The organism is Candidatus Nitrosopumilus sp. bin_7KS (genome assembly GCF_054095835.1).
On sequence record NZ_JBSWSO010000008.1, the window covers coordinates 37,771 to 62,859 of the forward strand.

Annotated in this window: 28 protein-coding genes; 13 read left to right on the plus strand and 15 right to left on the minus strand. The window is 33.2% G+C overall.

Going from position 1 to position 25,089, the window contains the following annotated elements; all coding sequences use genetic code 11:
- Positions 1 to 27 precede the first annotated feature (27 nt).
- The 3 genes from ppdK to ACW9W4_RS09395 all read left to right on the plus strand — a co-directional run bounded on the left by ppdK (position 28) and on the right by ACW9W4_RS09395 (position 3,628).
- Positions 28 to 2,715 (plus strand): pyruvate, phosphate dikinase, encoded by a 2,688-nt coding sequence (gene ppdK, locus ACW9W4_RS09385; protein WP_457762195.1) that lies wholly within the window; start codon positions 28 to 30, stop codon positions 2,713 to 2,715.
- A 24-nt stretch (positions 2,716 to 2,739) separates the two neighbouring features.
- Positions 2,740 to 2,916 carry a DUF1059 domain-containing protein gene (locus tag ACW9W4_RS09390; RefSeq protein ID WP_457762196.1) on the plus strand — a complete coding sequence of 59 codons (177 nt, stop codon included), beginning with the start codon at positions 2,740 to 2,742 and terminating at the stop codon, positions 2,914 to 2,916.
- A 151-nt stretch (positions 2,917 to 3,067) separates the two neighbouring features.
- Positions 3,068 to 3,628, plus strand: a complete 561-nt coding sequence (locus ACW9W4_RS09395) for a CBS domain-containing protein (protein WP_457762197.1) — start codon at positions 3,068 to 3,070, stop codon at positions 3,626 to 3,628.
- Positions 3,629 to 4,020: 392 nt separating this feature from the next.
- On the opposite strand, the gene mce is transcribed toward ACW9W4_RS09395, so the two are convergent.
- Genes mce through meaB form a run of 3 tightly spaced genes read right to left on the minus strand, consistent with a single transcriptional unit; the run spans position 4,021 to position 6,946 of the window.
- Entirely contained in the window at positions 4,021 to 4,419 is a 399-nt protein-coding gene (gene mce / locus ACW9W4_RS09400) for a methylmalonyl-CoA epimerase (RefSeq protein ID WP_457762198.1), read from the minus strand.
- Entirely contained in the window at positions 4,420 to 6,021 is a 1,602-nt protein-coding gene (locus ACW9W4_RS09405; protein ID WP_457762199.1) for an acyl-CoA mutase large subunit family protein, read from the minus strand. It abuts the gene before it with no gap.
- 4 nt (positions 6,022 to 6,025) lie between these two features.
- Positions 6,026 to 6,946, minus strand: a complete 921-nt coding sequence (gene meaB, locus ACW9W4_RS09410) for a methylmalonyl Co-A mutase-associated GTPase MeaB (protein WP_457762317.1) — start codon at positions 6,944 to 6,946, stop codon at positions 6,026 to 6,028.
- A 43-nt stretch (positions 6,947 to 6,989) separates the two neighbouring features.
- On the opposite strand from meaB, the gene ACW9W4_RS09415 reads away from it, so the two are divergent.
- Both ACW9W4_RS09415 and ACW9W4_RS09420 read left to right on the plus strand, forming a co-directional pair.
- Positions 6,990 to 7,127 (plus strand): hypothetical protein, encoded by a 138-nt coding sequence (locus tag ACW9W4_RS09415; RefSeq protein WP_457762200.1) that lies wholly within the window; start codon positions 6,990 to 6,992, stop codon positions 7,125 to 7,127.
- Between the two features lie 312 nt (positions 7,128 to 7,439).
- Positions 7,440 to 7,745, plus strand: coding sequence for a hypothetical protein (locus ACW9W4_RS09420; protein ID WP_457762201.1), 306 nt, complete (start codon positions 7,440 to 7,442; stop codon positions 7,743 to 7,745).
- Positions 7,746 to 7,869: 124 nt separating this feature from the next.
- On the opposite strand, the gene ACW9W4_RS09425 is transcribed toward ACW9W4_RS09420, so the two are convergent.
- The 3 genes from ACW9W4_RS09425 to ACW9W4_RS09435 are packed head-to-tail and all read right to left on the minus strand — an operon-like array spanning position 7,870 to position 10,946.
- On the minus strand, positions 7,870 to 8,277 hold the full coding sequence (locus ACW9W4_RS09425) for a hypothetical protein (protein WP_457762202.1): 408 nt from the start codon (positions 8,275 to 8,277) through the stop codon (positions 7,870 to 7,872).
- The gene (locus ACW9W4_RS09430) at positions 8,270 to 10,771 is read right to left on the minus strand and encodes a M1 family metallopeptidase (RefSeq protein ID WP_457762203.1); all 2,502 of its coding nucleotides are present in this window, start codon (positions 10,769 to 10,771) and stop codon (positions 8,270 to 8,272) included. Before ACW9W4_RS09430 ends, ACW9W4_RS09425 begins: the two co-directional genes overlap by 8 nt.
- A 46-nt stretch (positions 10,772 to 10,817) precedes the next feature.
- Positions 10,818 to 10,946 carry a hypothetical protein gene (locus tag ACW9W4_RS09435; RefSeq protein ID WP_457762204.1) on the minus strand — a complete coding sequence of 43 codons (129 nt, stop codon included), beginning with the start codon at positions 10,944 to 10,946 and terminating at the stop codon, positions 10,818 to 10,820.
- 157 nt (positions 10,947 to 11,103) lie between these two features.
- Here ACW9W4_RS09435 and ACW9W4_RS09440 point away from each other — a divergent pair, with 157 nt between their 5' ends.
- On the plus strand, positions 11,104 to 11,688 hold the full coding sequence (locus ACW9W4_RS09440; RefSeq protein WP_457762205.1) for a hypothetical protein: 585 nt from the start codon (positions 11,104 to 11,106) through the stop codon (positions 11,686 to 11,688).
- 14 nt (positions 11,689 to 11,702) lie between these two features.
- Here the strand turns inward: ACW9W4_RS09440 and ACW9W4_RS09445 are convergent, their stop codons facing one another.
- From ACW9W4_RS09445 to ACW9W4_RS09455, 3 genes are all read right to left on the minus strand, one after another.
- On the minus strand, positions 11,703 to 12,032 hold the full coding sequence (locus tag ACW9W4_RS09445; RefSeq protein WP_457762206.1) for an ArsR family transcriptional regulator: 330 nt from the start codon (positions 12,030 to 12,032) through the stop codon (positions 11,703 to 11,705).
- A 69-nt stretch (positions 12,033 to 12,101) separates the two neighbouring features.
- Entirely contained in the window at positions 12,102 to 13,001 is a 900-nt protein-coding gene (locus tag ACW9W4_RS09450; protein ID WP_457762207.1) for a transcription initiation factor IIB, read from the minus strand.
- 136 nt (positions 13,002 to 13,137) lie between these two features.
- Positions 13,138 to 13,401 carry a hypothetical protein gene (locus tag ACW9W4_RS09455; RefSeq protein ID WP_179363418.1) on the minus strand — a complete coding sequence of 88 codons (264 nt, stop codon included), beginning with the start codon at positions 13,399 to 13,401 and terminating at the stop codon, positions 13,138 to 13,140.
- A 100-nt stretch (positions 13,402 to 13,501) separates the two neighbouring features.
- Here ACW9W4_RS09455 and ACW9W4_RS09460 point away from each other — a divergent pair, with 100 nt between their 5' ends.
- The gene (locus tag ACW9W4_RS09460) at positions 13,502 to 13,924 is read left to right on the plus strand and encodes a cobalamin B12-binding domain-containing protein (protein ID WP_457762208.1); all 423 of its coding nucleotides are present in this window, start codon (positions 13,502 to 13,504) and stop codon (positions 13,922 to 13,924) included.
- A 9-nt stretch (positions 13,925 to 13,933) separates the two neighbouring features.
- Here ACW9W4_RS09460 and ilvC read toward each other — a convergent pair whose 3' ends face one another.
- The 5 genes from ilvC to ACW9W4_RS09485 all read right to left on the minus strand — a co-directional run bounded on the left by ilvC (position 13,934) and on the right by ACW9W4_RS09485 (position 20,125).
- A complete protein-coding gene (gene ilvC, locus ACW9W4_RS09465; RefSeq protein ID WP_457762209.1) occupies positions 13,934 to 14,932 on the minus strand; it encodes a ketol-acid reductoisomerase in 999 nt (332 codons plus the stop codon).
- Positions 14,933 to 15,125: 193 nt separating this feature from the next.
- Positions 15,126 to 16,046, minus strand: a complete 921-nt coding sequence (locus tag ACW9W4_RS09470; protein ID WP_457762210.1) for an EF-Tu/IF-2/RF-3 family GTPase — start codon at positions 16,044 to 16,046, stop codon at positions 15,126 to 15,128.
- Positions 16,047 to 16,435: 389 nt separating this feature from the next.
- Positions 16,436 to 17,188: a DUF726 domain-containing protein gene (locus tag ACW9W4_RS09475; RefSeq protein ID WP_457762211.1), complete on the minus strand. Its 753-nt coding sequence runs from the start codon at positions 17,186 to 17,188 to the stop codon at positions 16,436 to 16,438.
- Between the two features lie 2 nt (positions 17,189 to 17,190).
- Positions 17,191 to 18,846 carry a methionine--tRNA ligase gene (gene metG, locus ACW9W4_RS09480; RefSeq protein WP_457762212.1) on the minus strand — a complete coding sequence of 552 codons (1,656 nt, stop codon included), beginning with the start codon at positions 18,844 to 18,846 and terminating at the stop codon, positions 17,191 to 17,193.
- 37 nt (positions 18,847 to 18,883) lie between these two features.
- Entirely contained in the window at positions 18,884 to 20,125 is a 1,242-nt protein-coding gene (locus ACW9W4_RS09485) for an adenosylhomocysteinase (protein ID WP_457762213.1), read from the minus strand.
- 75 nt (positions 20,126 to 20,200) lie between these two features.
- Here ACW9W4_RS09485 and ACW9W4_RS09490 point away from each other — a divergent pair, with 75 nt between their 5' ends.
- From ACW9W4_RS09490 to ACW9W4_RS09515, 6 genes are all read left to right on the plus strand, one after another.
- The gene (locus tag ACW9W4_RS09490) at positions 20,201 to 20,503 is read left to right on the plus strand and encodes a Rieske (2Fe-2S) protein (RefSeq protein ID WP_179363412.1); all 303 of its coding nucleotides are present in this window, start codon (positions 20,201 to 20,203) and stop codon (positions 20,501 to 20,503) included.
- A gap of 144 nt (positions 20,504 to 20,647) precedes the next feature.
- Positions 20,648 to 21,034 carry a hypothetical protein gene (locus ACW9W4_RS09495; RefSeq protein ID WP_457762214.1) on the plus strand — a complete coding sequence of 129 codons (387 nt, stop codon included), beginning with the start codon at positions 20,648 to 20,650 and terminating at the stop codon, positions 21,032 to 21,034.
- 215 nt (positions 21,035 to 21,249) lie between these two features.
- On the plus strand, positions 21,250 to 21,414 hold the full coding sequence (locus ACW9W4_RS09500) for a hypothetical protein (RefSeq protein ID WP_457762215.1): 165 nt from the start codon (positions 21,250 to 21,252) through the stop codon (positions 21,412 to 21,414).
- A gap of 266 nt (positions 21,415 to 21,680) precedes the next feature.
- A complete protein-coding gene (locus ACW9W4_RS09505) occupies positions 21,681 to 22,472 on the plus strand; it encodes an NAD+ synthase (protein WP_457762216.1) in 792 nt (263 codons plus the stop codon).
- Between the two features lies 1 nt (position 22,473).
- A complete protein-coding gene (cysS, locus tag ACW9W4_RS09510) occupies positions 22,474 to 23,862 on the plus strand; it encodes a cysteine--tRNA ligase (RefSeq protein ID WP_457762217.1) in 1,389 nt (462 codons plus the stop codon).
- Positions 23,863 to 23,981: 119 nt separating this feature from the next.
- Positions 23,982 to 24,263: a hypothetical protein gene (locus tag ACW9W4_RS09515; protein ID WP_457762218.1), complete on the plus strand. Its 282-nt coding sequence runs from the start codon at positions 23,982 to 23,984 to the stop codon at positions 24,261 to 24,263.
- Here ACW9W4_RS09515 and ACW9W4_RS09520 read toward each other — a convergent pair whose 3' ends face one another.
- A complete protein-coding gene (locus tag ACW9W4_RS09520) occupies positions 24,264 to 25,088 on the minus strand; it encodes a mechanosensitive ion channel family protein (RefSeq protein WP_457762219.1) in 825 nt (274 codons plus the stop codon).
- Between the last annotated feature and the right edge of the window lies 1 nt (position 25,089).

Consider the following 25,089-nt stretch of genomic DNA (forward strand, 5'->3'; position numbering starts at 1 on the left):
AAAGCCAAATAATTTACAAATTTTTGCATGGTAAAAAACAAACCAGTTTATGCATTTGAAGAGGCAGACAGCAAAAACAGAATGCTTCTAGGCGGTAAAGGAGCAGGATTGAGCGAAATGACTCGATTGAAACTTCCAGTGCCACCAGGATTTACGATCACAACTGAAGTTTGTAACAAGTATTACGAGAATAATAAAAAACTTCCAAAAGATGTGATGCCAGCAGTAATGAAAAACATTGCAAAAATGGAAAAAAAGACAGGTAAAAAATGGAATTCTACAAAGAATCCATTACTAGTATCAGTTCGTTCAGGAGCTGCCATCTCAATGCCTGGAATGATGGATACAATTTTGAATTTAGGATTAAATGAGAAAACAGTTGAAGGTTTTGCAGAACAAACAAAGAATCCACGTTTTTCATGGGATTCGTATAGAAGATTCATTCAATTATTTGGCAAAGTAGTATTTGGAGTAAATGATGAGAAATTTGAACATGTTTTAGACTCTGCAAAATCAAAACAAGGAGTTATAGATGACAGTAAGCTAAACGTAGAATCATTAAAAACAATTGTATCAGAGTACAAAAAAATATGTGAAGAACATACAAAAAGAAAATTCCCAGACACACCAAATGAGCAATTGGTATTATCGATAGAGGCCGTTTTTAAAAGTTGGATGGGAGAAAGAGCAATCGTTTATCGTGAAAAAAATAACATAACAAAAGACATTGCAAATGGAACTGCAGTTAACGTGGTTACCATGGTATTTGGAAACATGGGGGATGATAGTGCAACAGGGGTTGTATTTACAAGAAATGGGCATAATGGTAAAAAAGAGATGGAAGGTGAATATTTAATCAATGCACAAGGTGAAGATGTAGTTGCAGGAGTGAGAACTGGGTTAAGTATTGAATTGTTAAAAAAAGACATGCCGAAATCACATAAAGAACTAAGCAATGCATGTGCAAAATTAGAAAAACATTTCAGAGAACCGCAAGATATTGAATTTACCATTGAACAAGGTAAATTCTACTTGTTACAAACAAGAACAGCAAAGATGAGTGCAGCAGCTCTTGTAAAAACATCAGTAGACATGGTAAAAGAGAAATTAATCAGTAAAGAGAGAGCACTTACAAGAATTCCAGCACAACAATTAGAAGCATTACTTCATAGAACAATGGATGAGTCAGAAATTAAAAATTATAAACTATTAGCAAAAGGAATTCCAGCATCACCAGGAGCTGCAAGTGGAATTGTTGTATTTGATGTAAAAAAAGCAATAGAATTAGGAGATGCAGGGAATAAAGTAATCCTAGTAAGAAAAGAAACAAAACCAGAAGATGTGCCTGCATTCTTTTCATCAGAAGGGATTTTGACTAGTTTAGGAGGAAAATCATCTCATGCAGCAATTGTCTCAAGAGGAATGGGAAAACCATGTATTGTAGGATGTCCAGAATTAAAAATCGATTATGATGATAACACATGTACAGCAAATGGAATTACAATCAAAGAAAGAGAAACAATTACCATTGATGGAAGTGCAGGAACTGTCTATATCGGAGACATACCAACGGTTGAGCCAAAAGTAACAAAAGACTTTGAACAAATTTTAGAATGGGCACAAAAAACAAAAACGTTAGGAATTAGAGCAAACGCAGATACTCCAGAAGGAGCAATCCTTGCAAGAAAGTTTGGAGGTCAAGGGATTGGATTATGCAGAACAGAAAGAATGTTCAATGGAAGTGATAGGATTAATTTATTCGTAGAAATGATCATGGCTGAAAATATTGAAGAGCGAAGCAAAATCTTAACCAAATTAGGCCAATTACAAAAAAGTGACTTTATTGAAATTCTAAAGGCTATGGAAGGATATGAAGTTACAATTAGACTACTTGATCCTCCACTTCACGAGTTCTTACCAAATCCAGAAGAATTAGTAGAAAAAATTCAAAAATTACAATCAAGTGGAGATACAAATGAAATTAATAAAACAAAAATTGTTCTCAAAAGAGCAAGAGAATTAGCAGAAATTAATCCAATGATGGGACACAGAGGAGTCAGAGTAGGAATAACATATCCAGAAATTTATGAAATGCAAATTAAAGCAGTTTTCGAAGCATTAGTTGAATTAACAAAAAAGAAAGTTAAAGCACATCCACAAATTATGATTCCACAAATTAGTAGTATTGCAGAATTAAACCACATAAAAAAAATCTACGATAGAATAAAGAAAGAAACTGAAACTAAATACAAAATGAAATTAAAAATTAACTTTGGAACCATGATAGAAGTTGTAAGAGCAGCTTTAACTGCAAATGAACTTGCAACCACAGCAGAATTCTTTAGTTTCGGTACTAATGATTTAACTCAAGGAACTTTTAGTTTCAGTCGAGAAGATGTCGAGGGAAAATTCCTTCCAGAATACATGGAAAAAGAACTCTTAGAAAGAAACCCATTCCAATCAATCGATGTAAACGGTGTAGGTAGTTTGATAAAAATAGGTCTTGCAGCTGGGCGTAAATTACGACCAAACATGGAAATTGGAATATGTGGAGAGCACGGCGGAGATCCAAGTTCTATCAAATTCTGTCACGGTGCAGAACTAAGTTATGTTAGTGCATCACCGCACAGAATTCCAATTGCAATAGTTGCAGCAGCTCAAGCAGCAATTGAACAACCAAAGAAAAAATCTAAAGCAAAGAAAAAGAAAAAATAAATAATTCTATAAATTATCAATATCATGACAAAAAGTATTAGCTGTGCTGATGCAGGAAAAGATTGTAAATGGTCTGCAACTGCATCCACAGAAGAAGAATTAATAGAAAAAGTTACCAAACATGTCATTGAAGAACATAAAGAAATTGAGTTGAATTCAGAATCTATCCTCAGTATTAAATCAATTGTCAAAGACATTTAGAAAATATTTTAATTTTCAAAATATCTAACAAAATCAAACTTGAGAATCACAACTTTGCATATAGGCAAGATTTGAAATAATAGGTCATGACTGAACTGCATTGATCTCTAAAAACAAATTTTTAAATCAATCAAAATCATCTCTAAATGAATTGCTACCTAGAATTGATTCTATTAAACAAATTAGGCTGAAAATTGGCATTACTCAAAAAAAACTTGCAACTATGGCAGGAATAAGTACTTCAATGATAAATCAAATTGAATCAGGTAGAAGCCAGCCAAGTTATGAGACAGCTAAAAAAATATTTGAAAGTCTTGCCAAATTAGAAGGAGAATCATCATCTCATACTGCAGGGGATTTTTGCAGTAAAGATATTGTAAAGTTAAAGCCAACAAACACTCTTCATGATGCAATTAAAAAAATGCATGAATTATCTATTAGTCAAATTCCAGTCTTTGATAATTCAGATGTAGTGGGAGTGGTTTCAGAAGATGGGATAGTAAAACATCTTTCAGATTTAGGAGAAACCGAATTAAAAAAAGCAAAGTTATCAGACACCATGGATTCAGTTCCACCAATTGTAGATTTTGATACTCCTGCAAATGTTTTAGTTCCTTTGATAAGATATTCTAAATGCATTCTAGTTTCAAAAAAATCAAAAATAATAGGCATCATAACAGCATCAGATACTTTGAAAATGATGGAATCATAATTTTCAAAATTTAGTTTTTTCTAATAGTCAATAGTCTTAAGACATTTAATTTCAAATAATTAGCACGGAGATTACATATGTAAAAGATGTAGGACGTCATGTAGAAGTTCTAGAGGTATCGGTAAAACTACAAACTATGTGATAGATGTAACAAAATTAAACAAAAAGAGAGTAAAAAATAATCTATTGAACAATGATTTGACTTTTACCCCATTTGAGGTCAAATTCTTTTTGGTTCATTTTGATTTTTGATTTACATTTAACACATCTACGAAATTTGTTGGTTTTTGAATATCTCCAAACATGAGGTTCGCTTATTTTGTGGCAGTTCATACAAATCAGAATTTCCCGTTCACTTAAGCGTATTGATAGTTAGAATACGTTTAATGTGGCTATTCTTTAGGATGGGAGCAAAGTTCTGCCAATACACCGTGTAATGATTTTGGATGAATGAAAGTAACTTTAGTTCCAGCAGATCCAGGTCGAACACTACCTAAAAATTGAATTCCACACCCTTCCATTCGTTCAACCTCACCTTCAATGTTATCAGTCTCCAATGCCATATGATGTAGTCCTTGACCTTTTTTATCCAAAAATTTCTTAATGGGGCTAGAGTCATTTGTGGGTTGCATCAACTCCACACGGGCATTTTCTAAATGTAAAATAGCAACTTTAACACCTTCAGATTCTACTGTTTCAAATTCAATATTATCAACACCTAATGCTTGTTGGTAAATTTTAGCAGATTCTTCAACATCATTTACTGCAATTGCAATATGATCTATTTTCATCTAAAAGACCTCTTTTGGGCGATATTCGCCAAAGACTTCACGGAAAGTATTACTAATTTCACCAGTTGTAGCAAACGCTTTTGCAGCAGTTACAATGTAAGGCATTAGATTTTCTTCTGTATCAGCAGCACTCTGCATTGCAGATAATGCCTTTTCTAATTTTTTAGAATCCCTATCGGCACGTAATTTTTTAAGTGCTTTCTTTTGTTGAATTTCAATTCTACCATCAATTCTTAATAATTCAGGTTGTTCTTCTTCTTCAGCATACTTGTTTACACCAACAATTACCCTTTCAGCATCATCTGTTTCTTTTTTCAAACGATATGCATTTGCACGAATCTCAGATTGAAAGAATCCTTTCTCTATTGCCTTAACAGAACCACCCATTTTCTGAATTTTTTTGAGATATTTCCACACATCAGCCTCAATTTGGTCGCATAATTCCTCCAAATAGTAAGAACCAGCCAAAGGATCTGCAGTCTTTGTAATTCCACTTTCATGAGCTACAATCTGCTGAGTTCTCAAGGCTATTTTTGCAGACTCTTGAGTTGGAAGTGCTAATGCTTCATCACGAGAATTTGTGTGTAATGATTGAGTGCCTCCTGCAACTGCAGCCATTGTTTGAATTGCAACACGAACAATGTTGTTGTTAGGTTGTTGTGCAGTTAATGATTCTCCACTAGTTTGCGTATGGAATTTTAATTGTAATGAGCGAGGATTTTTTGCATGAAACATCTCTTTTAGAATTTTAGCATAAACTTTTCTTGCAACTCTAAACTTTGCAACTTCTTCAAAGAATTCTATAGTACAACAAAAGAAAAATGACAAACGAGGTGCAAAGTCATCAATTTTTAATCCTTTATCTATACAGGTTTGAATATATGCAATTGCATTTGCCAAAGTAAATGCAACTTCTTGTGTTGCAGTGCAACCAGCTTCTCTCATGTGATATCCAGAAATAGATACAGGATACCAGGATGGAACCTTCTCTGCACAGTATTCAATCATGTCACCAATTAATCGCATAGATGGTTCTGGAGGATAAATGTAGGTGTTTCTTGCAATGTATTCCTTTAGAATATCATTTTGAGTTGTTCCACGAAGTTCATGACTTTTGAATCCTTGTGCTTCTCCAACTGCAATGTAATATGCCAAAAGTGTGGAAGCTGTAGAATTAATAGTCATTGAAGAACTTACTTTTCCCAGAGGTATCCCGTCAAAGGCAGTCATCATATCTTTAATTGATGTAATCGATACACCAACTTTACCCACTTCACCTTCAGCTTGGGGAGAATCAGAATCATACCCAATCTGTGTAGGTAAATCAAACGCCATACTAAGGCCAGTCTGACCTTTTTCAAGCATGAATTTGAATCGCTCATTAGTTAATTTTGCATCGCCAAATCCAGAATATTGCCTCATTGTCCAAAATCGTTCACGGAACATTCCAGGGTGAATTCCTCGTGTAAATGGGTATTTTCCAGCATCTTCCACAGGTCTCTTTTTAGGTGATTTTTGGTAAATTCGTTTTACAACATATTCAGAGTCTGTGAATAGTTTCTTTTCAGGTGTTTTTGATTTTATTGGTTTTTTTGCAGCCATATTATCACTTTACCAAAGATTTTGTAATTTTATCCCCAGCTAAGAAAGGATCAATTTCTCTTGATTGTAACTTTTTAAGATATTTTGAAAATGTTTTATCAGTAACTAGCAACTCATCAATCTTTTCTTTGATGTTATTTAAAACAATATCTTTTAGTTCGGCTTCCAGTCGTTCTTTATCCTTAACTTCTTTGAATTGTTTTTTAGATTTCATCATATCTTTCAGAGTTTTAGCAAATACAGTAATTCCTGAATTCTTTTTTACAGATGTTTTTAGAATCACAGGGTTTCTAATAGAATCACCTATAAAATCACGTACAGCATCAAATAGTTGATTTGTTCCGCTAAGATCACTTTTGTTAACAAGATAGATATCTCCAATTTCAGTTAGACCAGCTTTGATTGTTTGAATGCTGTCACCCGTGTTAGGATTAAACACAACTACTGTAATATCGGCAATATTTGATATTTCAACTTCAGTTTGTCCAGCTCCCACACTCTCAATGATTATAGGATTAAACCCAGCAAATTCTAAAACGCGAATACTATTTCGTAATGAACGAGACACCGCTCCTGTTGCACCTCTTGATGCAATACTGCGAATGTATGTACCAGAATCAGTGGATTCGCTCATTCTCACTCTATCACCAAGTATAGCTCCACCAGTAACATGGCTTGTAGGGTCAACTGCCAATACAGCAGGTTTTGTGCCTAATTTTTTCATCACCATTGCAGTTTTGTTAATCAATGAGCTTTTTCCAGCACCAGCAGGTCCAGTGATACCAATTATGATTGAATTTCCACTAGATTTGAAAATTTTCTTTAGTAACTTTTTTGCTTCTGTTTGATCATTTTCAACAATACTTATCGCCTTGGCAATTGCTCCACGTTTTCCTTTTTTTAGATCAACGAGTAAATCCAAGATACAGTAAATGAATTAGAGGTGCAATAAAATCTTGTGTAATATAATGAACTTAACAGATAGTAGACATGGTGCTAGTTCAGAGATGCTCGGATGTGCCCAAGATAATTTGTCTGCCAAGATTGATGATTGCCCAAGATTTAGAATTTTTAAAGAAAATTCCACATCGGAGATAGTTATTTAAAAAATTCTCCACGGTCCTAATAAATAAAAAGACGTAACTAAAAATACGAAAGTTCTGATTTTTACTTTATTTGCCCTGCTTCTGACCGTTGCGTTTATTCCCGCAATATTTGCACACGAGTCAGGTTTTGAAGAGAATTACAAGACTCCGGAAAAAATTTTAAAACTGTGTCATTTTTTTTATGAAGAGTATCTTCTGATCGGCTCGGAAAACTTCAAGGATCACCACAAGCTTTTTCTAAATGCCAGAATTTGCCCCGTTTTATACGAGAACATAGCGTGGAACAGCCAGCACCCCCAAAAGGATATCGTGTTGATTTTTGAAATAAGGGAGAAACTGGGCGAAAATGCAAACTATCTGAAAGAAAAACATGTGGGCGAACCCAGTTCAATTCCAAAATGGTTTAAAAATAAAGCAAATTTGTGGATGGGTTGGGAAATTAAAGATCAAGAGTTTTTGAAAGCGGCAGAGGAATATTCGAATTTAAATTTAATTGACAAATCAGAACATAAATCAATCCCCGACTGGTTCAAGCAAACCACAAAATGGTATTTGGATGAGACAATTTCCGAGAAAGAGTTTATGAGCTCGATAAAATACATGGCAAAATCGCACTAAGTATATGCGCCATACCGTCTAGAAATACATGCAGTCCAGAATTCAATGATTATGTCGAGGAACTGGCAGGTGTTTGAGGTATCCAGGGATCAGAGCATGAGATTAAAGAAAACTGGTGTTCGATCTACGGCGTAGAATAGATGACAGGAGGAATAGATTCACCTAAAGGATGAATTTCAGTTTTTAATTGAATATGTCCTAATTCCTCATGATCAATTTCTAAAACTATAGGATGAATTGCCCAACCATATTTTGGCTCGTTTGGGAATGGAACAATTTCAATAAATTCTGAATCAGAAAATGTTTTTTGGAATGTTTCATCCATGCCAAGAATTTCCATTACAACATTAGTTGTTTTTTGAGATTTGTCAAAGAATGAAATTTCAACATGACCAGTGTCATAGTAAACCGCATCTACTTGAAATGTTTGACGTAAGGTATCTTTATCATCAGACGCACCTCCAGTCAAAAACACAATTGCCAATACAGTAAAAACTCCCAAGAAAATAGGAGGACCTAGTTTTTTAGCCATCTTTGAATTCTTTTCTCATACGTCTAAGGAATTTTGAGTTTATTCTAATTCTCTCCAGTGTTTGAGATTGAGTACGTTCAGTTCCAGGAGTAGGATTCTTTTTGAAAAATATTTTAATTTCTTTTTCCATGGAATCATCTGCAACCAATGTAATGCTTGCTACAATTCGATTAAAGAGAGGATTTCCATGTCCAACTTTTTTATTAATTTTTTTCCAATTTTTCTTCAACCAAGACCACAAAACTTGGTCACCGTATGGATTTGCAGCGACTCTCATAATGGGTAATTGCATATTTTGTGAACGGACTTGAGCAGTTTGAGAGAAATCAAGTGATTTTATTAGGAATTTTTTATCTTTAAAGCCACATAAAGCACCCAAGAATCGAAGTTTCTCCTCCATAGTTTTAGCATTCTTGTATAGTTTTGTTAGTTCTGCATGAGTTTTTGAATTTCCATTCCATGCAGCAATAGAAAGGATCGGTTCTACTAAATCAGGAGAAATGGAACCAGGAGATTTTAAGAATTTTTTATATCTTTTCAATGCTTCATCAGTGACTTCATCATCATTCATTTTACCTAAAACAGAAATTGCAAATCCACGTAGTAGAGCATCAGTGTGTTTATCAGATTTTCGTGGTTCCCATCCTAAATTAAATAAAATTTTTCTAAAGTAATTTACTGCATATCCACGAATTTCTTCTGCAAATGGTTCATCAAATGCACGGAAATACAATGATGCCAAGTTATGTGCAACATTAACAGAAGCAAGATAACTATCCTCATCAAAATAAGCATCTGAAAAGTCCAGATAATTTCTAACTTGTTCATCACCTGAAACACATAATGAAAACAAATCATTTTGAATGGCCCATCTATCGATTGCAGGTATACGTTTTTCATCTACCATCATTTTCAAATCAAGTAAAATACCTTCATCGTATTTTACTCGATAGAATCCTTTGCGTCCATAATTTGCAACAAATCCCAAAGTATTCTTCGGAAGTTTAACAGACATAGATTTTGTAGTGAATAGTTTTTGAGAAATCTCAGATTCTAACCCTAAAGACATAGGGATAGACCACAATCCCTTGCTGAATTTTTTATCAGGTTCAAGAAGATATCTTTTCTGTTTTAATTTCAAATTATTTCCGTCTTGGGTAATTTCAACTAGAGGGAATCCAGGCTGTTTTAGCCATGTATTCACCATTGAGGACACAGGCATTTTAGATGCCTTTCCTATTGCATTCCACAAATCTTGACCCTGTGCATTTTGATATTTAAAATCAGACAAATATTTTTTCAAACCTTTTTGGAAATTGGGTTCGCCAACATAATGTTCAAGCATTCGAAGAACACACCCACCTTTATCATAAGAAATTGCATCAAAAATCTCACGAATTTCTGCAGGAGAATTTACTTGTACATCAATTGGGTGAGTTGTTTTAAGTGAATCAAGGCCCATTGCAACATTCATTGCATCTTCAACAAACTGATTCCACAAATCCCATTCAGGATAGAATTTATCAACAAATTTTGTGGCCATAAAAGTTGCAAAACTCTCATTCAACCACAAATCATTCCACCACTTCATAGTTACAAGATTTCCAAACCACTGATGAGCAATTTCATGTGAAATTACTTCAGCGATAAATTGCTTGGTTCTAGTAGAAGATGTTTTAGGATCATATAGTAAAATAGTCTCTCTGAATGTAATTGCACCCCAGTTCTCCATGGCTCCGGCTGCAAAGTCAGGAACTGCAATCAAGTCTAGTTTAGGTAAAGGATACTTTATTCCAAAATATTTTTCATAAGATGTAAGAAGTTTCTTTCCCAAATCTAAAGAAAATTTTCCTTTTGATTTGTTACCCTTTGTTGTAATGACTCTAATCTGTATTTTACCAACTTTTCCTGTAAGATATTCAAACTCTCCAACTCCAAGATAAATCAAATATGTTGACATTATTGGGGTTTTTGAAAAATTATACAGCGTTTTGTTTCCAATTTTTTTCTTTGATTTAATTGGCATGTTTGAAATTGCAGTGAATTTGTTATCTGCAATTATGGATATTTCAAATGTAGCCTTTGCTTCAGGTTCATCCCAGCATGGGAAGGCACGTCGAGCATCTGCTGCTTCAAATTGAGTAGTAGCAAGATATTTGGTTTTTCCATTTTGAACATATTGACTACGATAAAATCCTAATAACCTATCATTTAGAATTCCTTGAAATTTTAAATCAATAGTAATTTTACCTTTAATTTTTTCAGATAATTTGATACTCAATTCTTCTTTTTTCTCATCAGTTTTTGGAGAAGATTCGATGATTTTTCCTTTTGACTTTACTTGACATGAAATAATCTTAAGTTCAGCACAATGCATGGTGATGAGGTTTGTAGACTCTTTACAATCTGCAGTAATAGATTCTAACCCATGAAATGTGAATTTTTTTAGATCAGGTTCAAAAGTCAATTGGTAATTAATGGGATGTACATCCATAATTCTGGTATTTTGGTTACACTTTAAGTAGATTTTCTATTTCAAATTAAATCCATGGATCAGATTTTTCATCCCAAGTAATTGCACTGATTTCATTATCAGTTAATGTATCACTATTTTTAATGAAAGCAAGCAGACACTCATCAGAGCAATGAGTCATCTCTGAATTTTTCATGAATTTTTCACAATTTTTACAATATAATCCCATATCTCAAATGAACTAATTCATCAATTCATTTTAAAATGAAATACGATTGTCAGATTTGAGAAACAGATTTTCAACCACTCCGGGTATCAACTTTATATTCATACTACTTCAGATATTGGTATAATTGTCACCCACAATAAAACGCCAACAGCATCCTACAAAAAAAGAAAAAACACGCAGTGTAACTTATCGTCTTCCGGTGAAATTAATTGAGGAGATTGAAACTGAGGCGATGAACAAAAATATTTCTCACAATGTAATGGCAAGACAAATTTTAGAAAAATATGTGCAATGGGATAGATTTGCATCTAAGATTGGAATGATTCCAGTACCAAAGAAAATTTTAGACACATTAGGGATTGAGATGACTGCCAAAGAAATTAATGAAATTATCAACGTAATAAAACCAGTAATCAAAGACACGGTGTTATTTATCAAGGGAAAATATGATTTGAAAAGATGCATTGAAACACTAGAGGACTATATGCGAGCATCAGGTATGAAATCAGATCATAGGATTGAGGGGGAATTACATCATTTCATCATTCAGCATGAATTAGGAGGCAACTGGTCAATATTTACAGAACAGTTACTACAAGAAATATTCAAAGAGTTTTTGCCAGATTCAAAAATGAAATGCCAAACCACAGAATCAACAGTTATTGCAACTATTGCACTTGGAGGAGATTTTAGCGAGCATGAGTACTAGAAAAAGATTGCAGATTAATTTGGGTTAAAAATTACATCTACATCAATTTTCCCATCATGAAAACTAGTATTGACTGCCTTGATTTTACTCTTGTACAAAAATAACCTCTTTCCTTCATCAGTGATTACCCCTGATGTTCTAATCATTTTTGAATCATGTAATTGTTGAATTCTCCTATAAACAGTGCTTAGAGGAATTATTTTTTCTCTAGATACCTCTATTGCAGATTTAGGAGTATCCATTATTGCTTCTAAAATAGATCTACAGTATTTGTCAGAAAGAATTTCAAGAAAAGATTCTTTTCTTTCTGGTTCTTCAATTTTTAGTTGATTAATCACTTGCATAATCTAACTAAGGTAAAATTATGATATAATGCCTAAGAAGACACATGTGTGCACTGCACTTGAAAAATATTATTTTATTGCTTGATCAGCTTTTAATCCCTTGTAACGATTTCTAATTGTTACTTCAGTTACACCTGCAGCTTCTGCAAGATCCCGTTGAGTAATTGATACACCGTTCTTTACACATGATAGATAAAGTGCTGTTGCTGCAAGTCCCATAGGATCTTTTCCTGCAGATTCTTTACGCTCTTGTGCCTCTTTGAGTACTTTGACTGCATATCGTTTAGTTTTTTCAGATATCTCAAGTTTGCTAGATATTCTAGCAATACATTGGATAGAATCAACAACAGGCATTTTTAGTTCTAATTCATGGTGCAGTAATCTGTAACATCGTGCAATATCTTTTCGTTTAACATTTGCTGCATCTGCAACATCTTTTAGAGTTCTAGGAGTTTCTGTATCTCTACATGCTGCATATAGTGATGCTGCAATCATTGCAGAAATGGATCTTCCACGAACTAATTTTTTCTCTAATGCTTTTCTGTAAATGTATGCTGCTTTCTCTAAAACATTTGCAGGAATTGAAACTTTATCTTTTAATTTATTTAAATCACTAAGGGCTTGTCTCAAATTTCTATCGACAGGTGCATGAACTTGACTTCTACTATCCCATGTTCTTAGTCTCTCAATGGTACTCTTCATAGATGTTGAAAGTGGTTTGCCAGATGCATCTTTGTTTAGCGGATTAATTACAGTGGACAATCCCATGTCATGTATCATTAGAGATGAAGGTGCACCAGTTCTTGCAGGATCTGCTCCACCATCTTTTTGGAATGATCTCCATTCAGGACCAGATTCTTGAGACTTTCCATCTATAACATATCCACACTTTCCACAAAATTGTTCACCAGTTACTTCATCAGATAAAATAGAATTTTTTCCACAACGTGCACAAGATGGAGTATCCATTAGAAACCCACCCTAGTATTTTTAAAAATCATAATTGAAACAATAGAGGTATCAACATAATCAAACATGATTTAGAAGTAATTCTCATCTATAAGAAGGATGAGTATTTTCACCAAGGAAGACAGAAGGTTTCAAACTATACAACTACAGTAATCTCAGGGGCAGACATACCGCCATATCCAGGATCTATAGTTTGTTTAGGATTTAGAGAAGTATCATGATGACATGCTTTGTTACAAACAGGACAGAATTTTCTATCAAGTACGATACATTGACAGATATGATTTTTCACATAGGCTTGAGCGGCTTGATTCCATTCCCCAGTGCCATTGCAATATACACAGATATTTGTAGATGATGAACCTACACCTTTGCAAAAATCACAAACATCTTCAGTCATACCTTATCTTCACTATTGGGGGTTGAATCAATATATTTGAAGAGGTAAAAAATTGCAAATCAAATAAACCTTTTAAAATATCCCAAATTCAACTATAATCATGAAGCAAAAAGCAGCATCACGAAGCATCAAAATTTTAGTAGCCAAATTAGGATTAGACGGTCACGATAGAGGTGCCCTAGTATTATGTAGAGCATTCAGAGATGCAGGAATGGAAGTAATCTATTCAGGTCTTTTTGCCACACCAGATAGAATTGCACAAATTGCAGAAGATGAAGATGTAGATGCAATAGCAATGAGTTTGCTAAATGGTGCACATGGAACACTGTTCCCAAGAGTAGTCAAGACACTAAAAAAGAAAGGAATCAAAGACGTGTTAATAGTTGGAGGAGGAGTGATTCCGGATATAGATCATAATGATCTTGTAAAAGCAGGAGTCGATCATGTGTTTGGTCCAGGTACACCGTTACCAACAATCATTGATCATATTACAACTGGCGTATCTAAATTAAGAAAAATATAAGAAAAAAGATTATTCTGTGGAATCAGGCCACATCATTTTACGCATTTCTTTACCAACTTTTTCAATTTGGTGTTCGTCATATACTTTCATGTGTTTGTCAAATGCATCTTTACCATTTTTCTGATATTCAGAAATCCACTCGCTGTTGAATGTACCATCTTGAATCATGGTGAGAACTTTTTTCATATTCTCTTTGTTTGTAGAATCCATAACCATTGGTCCACGTGTTAGTCCACCATATCTGGCAGTTTCACTTACACGTCTCCACATTCCATTAATTCCATATCTCTGAATCATATCTACAATGAGTTTAAGTTCATGTAAAACTTCAAAGTATGCAATTTCAGGTTGATATCCTGCTTCAACAAGAGTTTCAAATGCATTTGTAACCATAGAAGCTGCTCCACCACAAAGGTCAGCTTGTTCACCAAACCAATCAGTTTCCACTTCTTCTTTGAAAGCAGTTTTGATTAATCCAGCTCTTGCGCTACCAATTGCTTTTGCAATTCCCAATGTTCTATCCCAAGCTTTTCCTGTAAAATCTTGTTCAACTGCAACAATTGCAGGAGTTCCAAAATTATTAAGATATGTTTCTCGGACTTTAGAACCAGGTCCCTTTGGTGCAACCATGATTAAATCAACGTTGCTTGGTGCTTCAATCCATTTCCAATAGATTGCAGCTGCATGAGAAAATGACAATGCTTTTCCTTCTGAAAGATTTGGTCCGATTTCATCTTTGTATACTTGACCTTGAATCATGTCAGGAATCAATATGTGTACAACGTCTGCTTGTTTTGTTGCATCTGCAACAGACATTACTTTGTGACCATCAGCTTCTGCCTTTTTCCAGCTGTTACCGCCTTCTTTAAGACCAATTATTACATTAAGACCAGAGTCTTTCATGTTATTTGCTTGTGCATCACCTTGAATTCCATAACCAATTACAGCGATTGTTTGATCTTTAATTGGATCAAGACTGATATCGGCATCTTTCCATGTTTTTGCCATGATTCTAGGAAAAATATTGCAAATATTAACTATAGAATCTAAATTTCAATTATTTTATCACATGAACGACATTTGACAGTAACCTTCTCACCTGCAAGTCTAATGAATCTCTTTGAACCGCATTTTGGGCAAATAGGACATGAACGTGCAGGTTCCATAATTCAATTATAATTTTTGATTTAATTAAACCAGTCTATTTGATAGTGCCACTACCAAGGATTCGAATTGTTGTAGATTCAGGTTTTAGAACAACTGCAACTTGGCCCTTTTTGCAAACGATTGATTTTTCAAATGTTAGTTTAAGCGGAGAAATAGAGGAGAATTTTGCAGCTTTAATTTGTAAACCAATACTGACTAGACAGCCTTGATTTTCTGCAATGTCACTTTTGTAAAATGGACTCTTTTGAAAATCAAGTTCAATTTCAGTTTTAACATCAACTGCACCTTCTACTGAAATAACATCTCCACGACTAACTTCATCCGGTTTTGCACCCTTGACTGCCAATCCAACTCTTGCAGGACAAATGGATTCAGATACAGGATCATCATGCATTTGAATTGATTTTATTAAAACATCAATTCCTGCAGGATATAATTTCAAATTATCATATTGTTTTACAGTTCCATTTGTCACCTTACCTAAAATCACAGTTCCAACACCTTTCACATCAAAACAATGATCAATTAATAATTCAGAAGGATCATCATTGGTGATAGGTTCCAGTTTATCCATCTCTTCTTTAATTTTATCTTGTTCAACTTTGATGTAGTTTTCTACTACTGTTCCTTTAATCATCATCTCTAATTTTGATTCATCAACATCAAAAGTATGAGATAAAATCCCCTTTTCTTTTTTCAAGGAATCAAGTGCAATGATTTGCTCACCAGTAAATTTATCTAATTTATCAACATGAAATATCACATATTCTGCCAAATTAATTGCCTGAAAGAGCGGCTGGATTTTATCAGGGAATCCATTAGGAATTACCCATGTTTTGATAATGTCTGACTCTTTTCTATCATAAAGAGTAAGATCAGATTCGGTGCCTTTTTTTCCAAACTCAGATGCAATATCTTGTTTACCTAAAACAACAAAATTTATCGATTGTACCACAATGATTTGCTAAAAATAGACTTTATGAAGTTTTGAAGATTCTAAATTTGATCAATGTTTGTGTTTTTTAATACAACTATCACAAAATTCTGAACCACATTGTTTACATGAAATTAATTGTCCTGGTCGATATCCAGTAAAGCAATCATCGCATGCAGTTCCATTCATAGATATTTTTGGAATTCCTACTCTAAAAATGATTCTAGACTCTAACAAGGGTATTCAGAAAGATCTGTAGGCACATCATACTGTTCATCTAAAATATGTAGATGATATAGGATAGATTTGTTATTAGATGAGCCCATACTTGTTGTCATGATAAGTATGAATTTCATTTTTGGTATAAAATACTAACGTACGAATCATACTAGACTCACACGTTCATCAAATTAAGGGTAAGAATTCAAAACTTGAGCATAACTTGCAAAACGATGATTTTTAGGCTTTACTAATTTTTGGTGATATTTTTTCACAGGTTTTCCAATTGCACCATTTAGACCAAGTGGACCTTTAACATATTTCTCCTTGTTTGCCCAAAGAAGAACTTCATCTTTTGGGGCATAGTGATTTACTATTTTTGAGTTAACTATTGTTTGAAGGATCATCCCATATTTTTTTGAAGATGGAACATCTTCAGTAATTGATGCACCAAAAAAATATACAGCCTCTACAATTCCAATATTTTGTTTCTTTTTTGCAAGATATTCCAAAGTGCTCAAAATTACCTGTGAACCTAAAGAATGACCCATTAATCTAATCTTTGTTTTAGGACTAGTGGTTTTGAAATCTTCAATAAATTTTCCAAGATTTCTTCCATTTTTTATTGCAATTTTTTGACCAACTGCAAGCGCATGTTTTGCATGTTTAATTAAATGTGCACCAGTTGTGTTTGAATCATAACTATAACCAATTACTGGATGAGTATATCCTAATTTACGTAATTGTTTTTTAGCTAGAACAACTTTAGCAATAGCTCCTGCATTATCATTTCTTAAACCATGAATCATAATAGTGATTTCTTGAGAATTGTTTAATTTTTTAAAATCATTTTTGGGGTATGTGTAATATGAATTATTTTTTAGAGTTGCTCCACTTGAAAGATCATAGTAACCTCTTGTAGAAATTCGTGGAATAGACTTCATGATTATTCAGAAGGTCCCAATTGACTTTTGTGTTTTTCAATATCAGACTCTTCAACTTTAACAAATATTGGAGATGCATCACCTAGCAGATGATTTGGTGAAATTCCAAGTATGGACATATCACTCCACGACGATTTGTTAATTTCACCATCCAATCCCAATTGTTCCCAAATTTTTTGTGAAGATTTAGGCAAGAAAGGGAAAAGTGCTATAGATAACGCTCGTGCAGCATTTACTGAAAGATACACACAATTTGCAGTCCCAGGCCCTTTTTTCCAAGGTTCTTTGTGCTGGAAATATTGATTAAAAAATGATGAAAACTCCATAATTCTTTTCAAAGCCCTATCAAGATGGTTTTGTTCCATGAGTTCACTCAAATCAGTTGCAAAGTTTTTAATTTTTTGTTCAGCTTCAGAATCTTTTTCATCAAATGAATCAGGCTCTGGGACTTTTCCATCAAATGCTTTTTTTGTAAAACCAAGTGCTCTATTTACAAAATTTCCTAGATTTCCAATCAATTCAGAATTAATTCTTGTTGTGAAATCATCCCAATCAAAATTCAGATCATCTTGAGAGTACGGATTAATAGATACAAGATAAAATCTAAGATAGTCTGCAGGATAGTATTCTAAAAATTGTTTTAGTCCAATATACCAATTCCTGCTTTTTGAAATTTTCTTTGATTGTAAAGTCAAATGCCCACGAGTTGGAATGTAATCTGGAAGTTTGTATTCTGAATTAATTCCTAATCTCATTGCAGGTAAGAAAAGATAGTGATGATATACAATATCTTTTCCTATAAAATGGTAAATGTCAGCAGAATTCCAAAATTCTTTTCCATCAATTCCTTTATCGTTAAGGAATTTTAATGCAGTTGAAATGTATGCCAGGTGATTATCAAACCAACCATAGAATACCTTGCCTTCTGCACCATCAATGGGTACTGGTACACCCCAAGGGATATCTCGCGTGATATCCCAATCAATTAGTCCAGATTTGATCCAATTCTGAACATATTTTTTTACATCTTTTTGTAAATGAGGTGCCTCATCCAACCATTTAGCTAGTGATTCACTAAAGTTTTTGAGTTTGAAAAAATAATGTTTAGTTTTTTCTTTTGTGGGGGTTGCTCCACATAATGAGCATTTTGGATCTGTAATTTCTTCAGGTACACGTCCACAACTCTCACAAAGATCAGAATATTGATCATCTGCCTTACAGTAAGGACATATGCCTTTCACATATCTGTCAGGTAGGAATTTTTTATCATTATTGCAATAAAATTGAATTATTTCTTTTTCATAAATATGACCAGAATCATTTAATTTTTTAAAAACATCTTGAACAAAGGAAATATTTTCAGTAGAACTAGTTTTGTAAAAATAGTCAAATTCAATATTGAATGCTGAAAAATCCTCATAATCACGCTTATTCCAGTGTGCCACATATTCAGTAGGAGTTTTTCCTTCTTTTTCAGATTGAATTAGAATAGGAGTGCCAAAATCATCAGATGCACAAACATAGTAAGCTTCAACACCATTCATTTTTAAAAATCTAGTAGTTACATCAGCTGGAAGATAAGTAGATGCAACATGTCCTAAATGAATTTCGCCATTTGCATATGGCAATGCACTTGTGATTATAGCTTTTTTGTTCATTTGATATTATTTAATGACTGAAGTGAGGTTAAGAAGTTTACCAGTTATTTGCGTATTTTACTTGCTCAGGAGTTAATTTGTCAATTTTAACATCCATTGCCTTTAGAGCATCAACTGCAATTTGTTGATCAATTTCCTCAGGGACATCGATGATTTTGTTTTCCATTTTTTTATGGTTTTTAAGAATATACAAAACAGAAAGTATTTGATTTGAAAATGATTGTGCCATAACTTCAGGAGGATGTCCTTCTGCAGCAACCAAATTTGCAAGACGACCTTGTCCAATAAGATATACAATTTTTCCATTGCTCAAAGTACATTCATCAAGGTTGGGTCTTACCTCTTTAACGGATTTTGAAGATTTTAACAAAAATTTACTGTCAATTTCAACATCAAAGTGACCAACATTACCCATAATTGCACCAGATTTCATTTTCATGATGTGTTCTTTTCTAATTACACTAGTCATTCCAGTACATGTGACAAACATGTCACCAATCTTTGCAGCTTCACTCATTGGCATTACTTCAAATCCATCCATGTGTGCTTCAAGAGCTTTGATAGGATCTACTTCAGTTACAATAACTTTAGAACCCATTCCATTAAATCTAGATGCAACACCACGACCTACCCATCCATAACCAATAACTACAACACGTTTTGATGCCATAAGCAGATTCATTGCACGAAGATAACCATCAATTGTGCTCTGACCGGTTCCGTATCTATTATCAAACATGTGCTTCGTATATGCTTCATTAACTAGAATAACAGGATAACGTAATTTTCCTTGGTTTTCTACAGCTCTGATTCTTGTAACACCTGCAGTGGTTTCTTCAGTTGCCCCAAGTATTTCCATGTCTTTAAATCGTTTATCAAAATGTGCTTTGATGTTCATATCAGCACCATCATCAGTAAGAATAGTTGGTTTGTGTTTTAGAACTTGATCAATACACCAATCATAATCTTTTACAGATTGTCCATGCCAGGAATAAACATTGATTCCTTGAGAGGCCAAAAATGCTGCAATATCATCTTGAGTAGTAAGAGGATTTCCACCACAACATGCAACTGTAGCTCCTAATTCTTTAGCACCCATTAGTAAAACGGATGTTTCCTTAGTAATGTGAAGACAAAATCCAAGGGTGATTCCCTTTAGAGGTTTTGATTTTTTATATCGATTAATAGTATTATCAAGAATTTGCATATGAGATCGAGCCCATTCGTAAGATAATTTACCATCTTTGATCAATTTTGGACTAGACTTTACTTTACTCAATAAATTCACCCAACCTGTTGGCTATAAAATTCTATCATGCGAATGTAAATAAATGACAAAGATATCAGAGATTTATTGACTTGGAAGAAAATTGCAGATAAAGGTGCAGTAGCTGCAGGTAAAGGTAAAGCTTTCAAAGTAGATGGAAAGCAAATTGCAGTTTTCAATCAAGATGGATATCATGCAATGGATGATCTTTGTGTACATCAAGATGGTTCTATTGCACCAGGAAAATTAGACGGAGATATTGTGGAATGCCCATTACATTTTTGGCATTATAATATCAAAACAGGACAATTGACTGATTATCTCAAAGATGTCAAACTTGAAACATACCCAGTACAAGCTAGAGATGACGGAATCTATATCGACATATAATTAGGAAATATCACTGTAAATTCAAAAAAATACAACCAATTTTTGGTCACCATTTGTGTAATGTGAAAACATGACAAAATAGAACAAATTCCACAAATGGAAGGTTTGAGCATTTCTTTTATATCTAAAAATAGACAATGAATTATGCAAAGTAAGATTGTTCTCTCAGCATTATTAGCAATTCTAGTAGTAGGTATCTCACAATTTGCATTTGCAGAAGAACTAGAGAAAACAACATACGTTGAAGTAGATGAAGAGAAATTTCAACAACCAAGTTCAAAATATAATTATCAAGAAATTGTTTTCTTAGGATTTGTTGAAGACTATTCAAGAGGGGAACAAGTTACAATTACAATAATTTCTCCGGATGAATCAGAAAAGGAAATTAACACCTATGCATCTAAGAAAGGAGAAATCTATACCATCATGCATATTACAAATGAATCACAAATTGGAGTTCATCAAGTAATCCTACAGTACAAAAATGTCGAAATAGCATCAACAACATTTGAGATTTTAGAAAACAGTTAAGATCATTACAAAGTATAATATTTTGACTAGAAAGCAGCAAAAGAGAAGGGAATCCCTTCCCCAGTGCTAGGTATGGGTTATGTTGGGCACAGATAATTCTGTAATAATATTACATCAACAAAGTATATGGAATATTGTTTGTTCAAAATAAAATACATAATGGGTTTTTTATACAAAAGATACAATTTCAAGTGTAAATTAAGCAGTTTAGAATCATGTCAGAATGTATCAGAAAATTCATGATTGTGTTCATCATCGGTGTTATTGTGATTGTTATCGGTATTGCCACATCATTACTTGTAGTGGTTCTGTTAGGCGGTTTGTTGGCAGGAGTTTCAGGATTGATAATAGTAGTTAGTATAGTGGCTAATTGGGAATAACATATGGATTACATCTGTAAAAAATGCGGGACATCTTGTAGAAGTTCTAGAGGAGTCGGTAAAAATTACAAACTCTGTGATAGATGTGATAAAATAAGACAGAAAGAGAGTAAGAAATAATCTAGCAGATTAATTCTAAAAAAATCCAAGAAATTTATCAAAATGAACTAGAATTATCAGAGCATCACACCATTTTAATCCCAAAAACAGACTCGGATTAGATATTAGGAATAAGTTTTATTCTCACACATTCCCAAAAACAATTGTTGAATCAAGAAATAGTAAATGAAATTAAAAATCAAGATTATTCAAAAATTACTGAGAACATAGAGAATTTTCTATCGGAGGAAATAGAAAAAAATCAATCAAAAGGAGTTATTTTAGGATTAAGTGGAGGGATAGACTCTGCAGTAATAGCTTACATTTGTAAGAGAAAACTACAAGATAAAACGCTTGCACTAATAATGCCAGATACATCAATCACTCCCAAATCAGAAACAGAAGATGCACTCAAAATGATTTCATTGACAGGGATTGAGTACAAGTTAATAGATATCAAACCAATCATAAACGAATATTCAATGTATTTAGAACCAAATGAAAAAGCTAGAGGGAATCTAAGAGCTAGAGTGAGAACAAACATACTATACTATTATGCTAATGCAAAAAACTATCTCGTTTTAGGATCAAGTGATAAAAGTGAATTCAACATAGGATATTTTACAAAATTTGGTGATGGCGCATCAGATATCACACCAATAGTTTCATTATACAAACTACAAGTAAGAGAAATTGCTAAACATCTAGGAGTGCCAGACAATATTATTTCCAAAAAAAGCAGTCCACATCTTTGGAAAGACCATGAGGCAGAAGAGGAATTAGGAACACAGTACGAAGAAATAGATTCTATTTTGTATTGTATGTTAGAGAAAAAATTGTCAATTGATGAAATAGAGAAAAACACTAGGATTTCACGAATTACTATAGAAAAAATTAAACAATTACACATAAACAGTGAACATAAAAGATTGCAACCCCAGAAACCAAATAGAGAATAGAATGAAGCTGTTAGACACATTATCCAAAGCAGAACAAGAGGTAGACATTTCAAAAAATGTCAAAATTTACCTCTGTGGAGTTACAGTATATGATGAATCTCACATAGGTCATGCAAGAACAATAATAGTATTTGACGTACTACGAAAATATCTTGAAAGCAAAGGAATTGAAATTGAATTTATTCAAAATTTTACAGACGTAGATGACAAAATAATTAATCGTGCAACGACTGAAAATAAAACAGCTGAAGAGATCAGCACAAAATACATTGAGAACTATTTTAACGATTTTGACGGATTAAATGTAAAACGTGCAACAAATTATCCAAAAGCAACAGAACACATTGAAGATATTATAAAATTTATTGAGAAATTAATTGGAAAAAATATTGCATATGCAACAAAAAATGGAGTATATTTTTCAGTATCAAAATTTCCAGAATATGGAAAATTATCTAAAAAGAAAATTGATGAGCTTCAATCAGGGGCAAGAATAGAAGTAGATAAGGAGAAAAAAGATCCCCTAGATTTTGCAGTGTGGAAATTATCAGATAAAGAGCCAACATGGGACAGCCCATGGGGCAAAGGACGTCCAGGGTGGCACATAGAATGTTCAGCCATGAGTATAAAGTATCTAGGAGAAAATTTTGACATTCATGGCGGCGGACGAGATTTAATTTTCCCACATCATGAAAATGAAATTGCACAATCTGAATCTTGTACAGGAGTTCAATTTGCAAAAATTTGGATGCATGTTGGAATGGTTACCATTGATGGAGAAAAAATGTCAAAATCAATTGGAAATGTAAAATCAATTAAACATGTATTAGAAAACTGGGGACCAAACATAATTAGATTATTCTGTTTATCAGGACACTATTCAAAACCAATAGATTATTCCGAGGAATTATTAAAAGAGAATCTTACAAAATGGAGACAAGTAGAAACTTGTCATTATGAATTAATTCATGCTAATAATGAAAAGAGTGAAGAGATTAATGAATTTGTCAGCAAAACAGGCATGGAATTTGATACTGCTTTGAATAGGGACTTTAACACACACTTGGCATTATCTTCATTTTTTCAGTTAGTAAAAGAAACTAACAGATTGGCTGCTGAAGAAAAACTTGGGATAAATAATTCTAAAATAATCAAAGAGGAACTAAAAAGAATGTTAGAGATACTAGGATTAGAAATTCCTAAAATAACAGATGATCAAAAAGAAGAAATTGACAAATTGATCATAGACAGAGAGAAAGCAAGAAGCGAAAAACAATTTGAAGATGCAGATAAAATCAGAGACAAACTAAACGAAATGAATATTGAATTAATTGATCATAAAGGAAAAACAATTTGGATGCGTAAAGAAATTATCAATGCAGAAAAATAAAATTAGGTATTACTAATTAGTTTACACTAACATTAATCATGCCTAGAAAAATTAGGAGAGTCTAATTAGGAGAATCTAATTTTCGTGTTGTTTAATAGAAGAAAAAAATAATACAATACATGAATGCATGGAATAAATTTTGGCAATGGTATGAAAATAAAATATTAGGAAGTGTTGTTTTAATTGCAATCATACAATTCATTCAAGTTCCACATATGATATGGAATGCAGATATCATGTTAGAAGCAGGGATTGTATCTAGAGTGCATCCAGTAATTGACTGGTTTTTGTATGGAGTAGATCTAATTGAAATTGTTTCAATAATCAATGTTGGAATGATAATGTTCAGTTTGATCAAAAAGAAAAGAGCAGAGAAAAAACAACTTCAAAAAACAGCATAACTACTCTTTTGCTTTCCAAATAACACGTTGAGGGAATGGGATTTCAATTCCTGCAGCATCAAGAGCATTTTTAGCAACTTTAAGCAACTTAGGGCCTACTTGGTCCCAATCATCTCTAGGATACCACACCAAAATTTCAATATTTACGCTTGAATCAGCCAATTCTTTTATTCTAAATTCAGGTTTTGGCAATGTCAAAACAAAAGGCATTGAAGAACGAATTTCTTTTTCAAGAACTGAAATTGCACCGTCAATATCTTCCCTATATGCAATTCCAATTATTCCTTCTGAACGTCTAACCGGAGTTGAGCTTAAGGAGCGTATATTGGAAGTAAAAAAGGATTCATTTGGAACTCTCAAAATAGTCCCATCGAATTTTTTTACTCGAACAGAAAAAGTACCAATATCTAAAAGAGTTCCAGATATTTCAGTTCCAGGGATTTCAATCTTATCTCCTTGTTTAACTGGTTTTTCAATCATTAAGAAAATTCCTGAAATTAGATTAGATACTACTGATTGTGTTGCAAATCCAATTATAATTCCAAAAATTCCTCCCGCTACAATCAATCCAGAAAAATCAACCCCAGTTGTAGAAGTAAAAACTAGGAAAGATAAGATGATAATTCCAAAGTAAATTAGTTTACTAAAATTTTTAGCAGAATCTTGAGGTAATTTGGGGGCATAATACTTTGAAAAAAGTAATCGTGTAGTTCTAGCAATAATTATTCCAACGCCCATAATTATTCCTCCAAATAATAATGAAAGAACAGTTAATCCTCCAGTAATTTCAATTTCAGATAAAGGCTGTAAAAATTCAAAAACCAAT

What these genes read in the sequence shown, in the direction of transcription:
- ppdK (WP_457762195.1), top strand. Translation starts at nt 28, where the DNA reads ATGGTAAAAAACAAACCAGTTTATGCATTTGAAGAGGCAGACAGCAAA.
- ACW9W4_RS09390 (WP_457762196.1), top strand. Translation starts at nt 2,740, where the DNA reads ATGACAAAAAGTATTAGCTGTGCTGATGCAGGAAAAGATTGTAAATGG.
- mce (WP_457762198.1), bottom strand. Translation starts at nt 4,419, where the DNA reads ATGAAAATAGATCATATTGCAATTGCAGTAAATGATGTTGAAGAATCT.
- ACW9W4_RS09405 (WP_457762199.1), bottom strand. Translation starts at nt 6,021, where the DNA reads ATGGCTGCAAAAAAACCAATAAAATCAAAAACACCTGAAAAGAAACTA.
- ACW9W4_RS09415 (WP_457762200.1), top strand. Translation starts at nt 6,990, where the DNA reads ATGAACTTAACAGATAGTAGACATGGTGCTAGTTCAGAGATGCTCGGA.
- ACW9W4_RS09425 (WP_457762202.1), bottom strand. Translation starts at nt 8,277, where the DNA reads ATGGCTAAAAAACTAGGTCCTCCTATTTTCTTGGGAGTTTTTACTGTA.
- ACW9W4_RS09430 (WP_457762203.1), bottom strand. Translation starts at nt 10,771, where the DNA reads ATGGATGTACATCCCATTAATTACCAATTGACTTTTGAACCTGATCTA.
- ACW9W4_RS09435 (WP_457762204.1), bottom strand. Translation starts at nt 10,946, where the DNA reads ATGAAAAATTCAGAGATGACTCATTGCTCTGATGAGTGTCTGCTTGCT.
- ACW9W4_RS09445 (WP_457762206.1), bottom strand. Translation starts at nt 12,032, where the DNA reads ATGCAAGTGATTAATCAACTAAAAATTGAAGAACCAGAAAGAAAAGAA.
- ACW9W4_RS09450 (WP_457762207.1), bottom strand. Translation starts at nt 13,001, where the DNA reads ATGGATACTCCATCTTGTGCACGTTGTGGAAAAAATTCTATTTTATCT.
- ACW9W4_RS09455 (WP_179363418.1), bottom strand. Translation starts at nt 13,401, where the DNA reads ATGACTGAAGATGTTTGTGATTTTTGCAAAGGTGTAGGTTCATCATCT.
- ACW9W4_RS09460 (WP_457762208.1), top strand. Translation starts at nt 13,502, where the DNA reads ATGAAGCAAAAAGCAGCATCACGAAGCATCAAAATTTTAGTAGCCAAA.
- ilvC (WP_457762209.1), bottom strand. Translation starts at nt 14,932, where the DNA reads ATGGCAAAAACATGGAAAGATGCCGATATCAGTCTTGATCCAATTAAA.
- ACW9W4_RS09475 (WP_457762211.1), bottom strand. Translation starts at nt 17,188, where the DNA reads ATGAAGTCTATTCCACGAATTTCTACAAGAGGTTACTATGATCTTTCA.
- metG (WP_457762212.1), bottom strand. Translation starts at nt 18,846, where the DNA reads ATGAACAAAAAAGCTATAATCACAAGTGCATTGCCATATGCAAATGGC.
- ACW9W4_RS09495 (WP_457762214.1), top strand. Translation starts at nt 20,648, where the DNA reads ATGCAAAGTAAGATTGTTCTCTCAGCATTATTAGCAATTCTAGTAGTA.
- ACW9W4_RS09500 (WP_457762215.1), top strand. Translation starts at nt 21,250, where the DNA reads ATGTCAGAATGTATCAGAAAATTCATGATTGTGTTCATCATCGGTGTT.
- cysS (WP_457762217.1), top strand. Translation starts at nt 22,474, where the DNA reads ATGAAGCTGTTAGACACATTATCCAAAGCAGAACAAGAGGTAGACATT.
- ACW9W4_RS09515 (WP_457762218.1), top strand. Translation starts at nt 23,982, where the DNA reads ATGAATGCATGGAATAAATTTTGGCAATGGTATGAAAATAAAATATTA.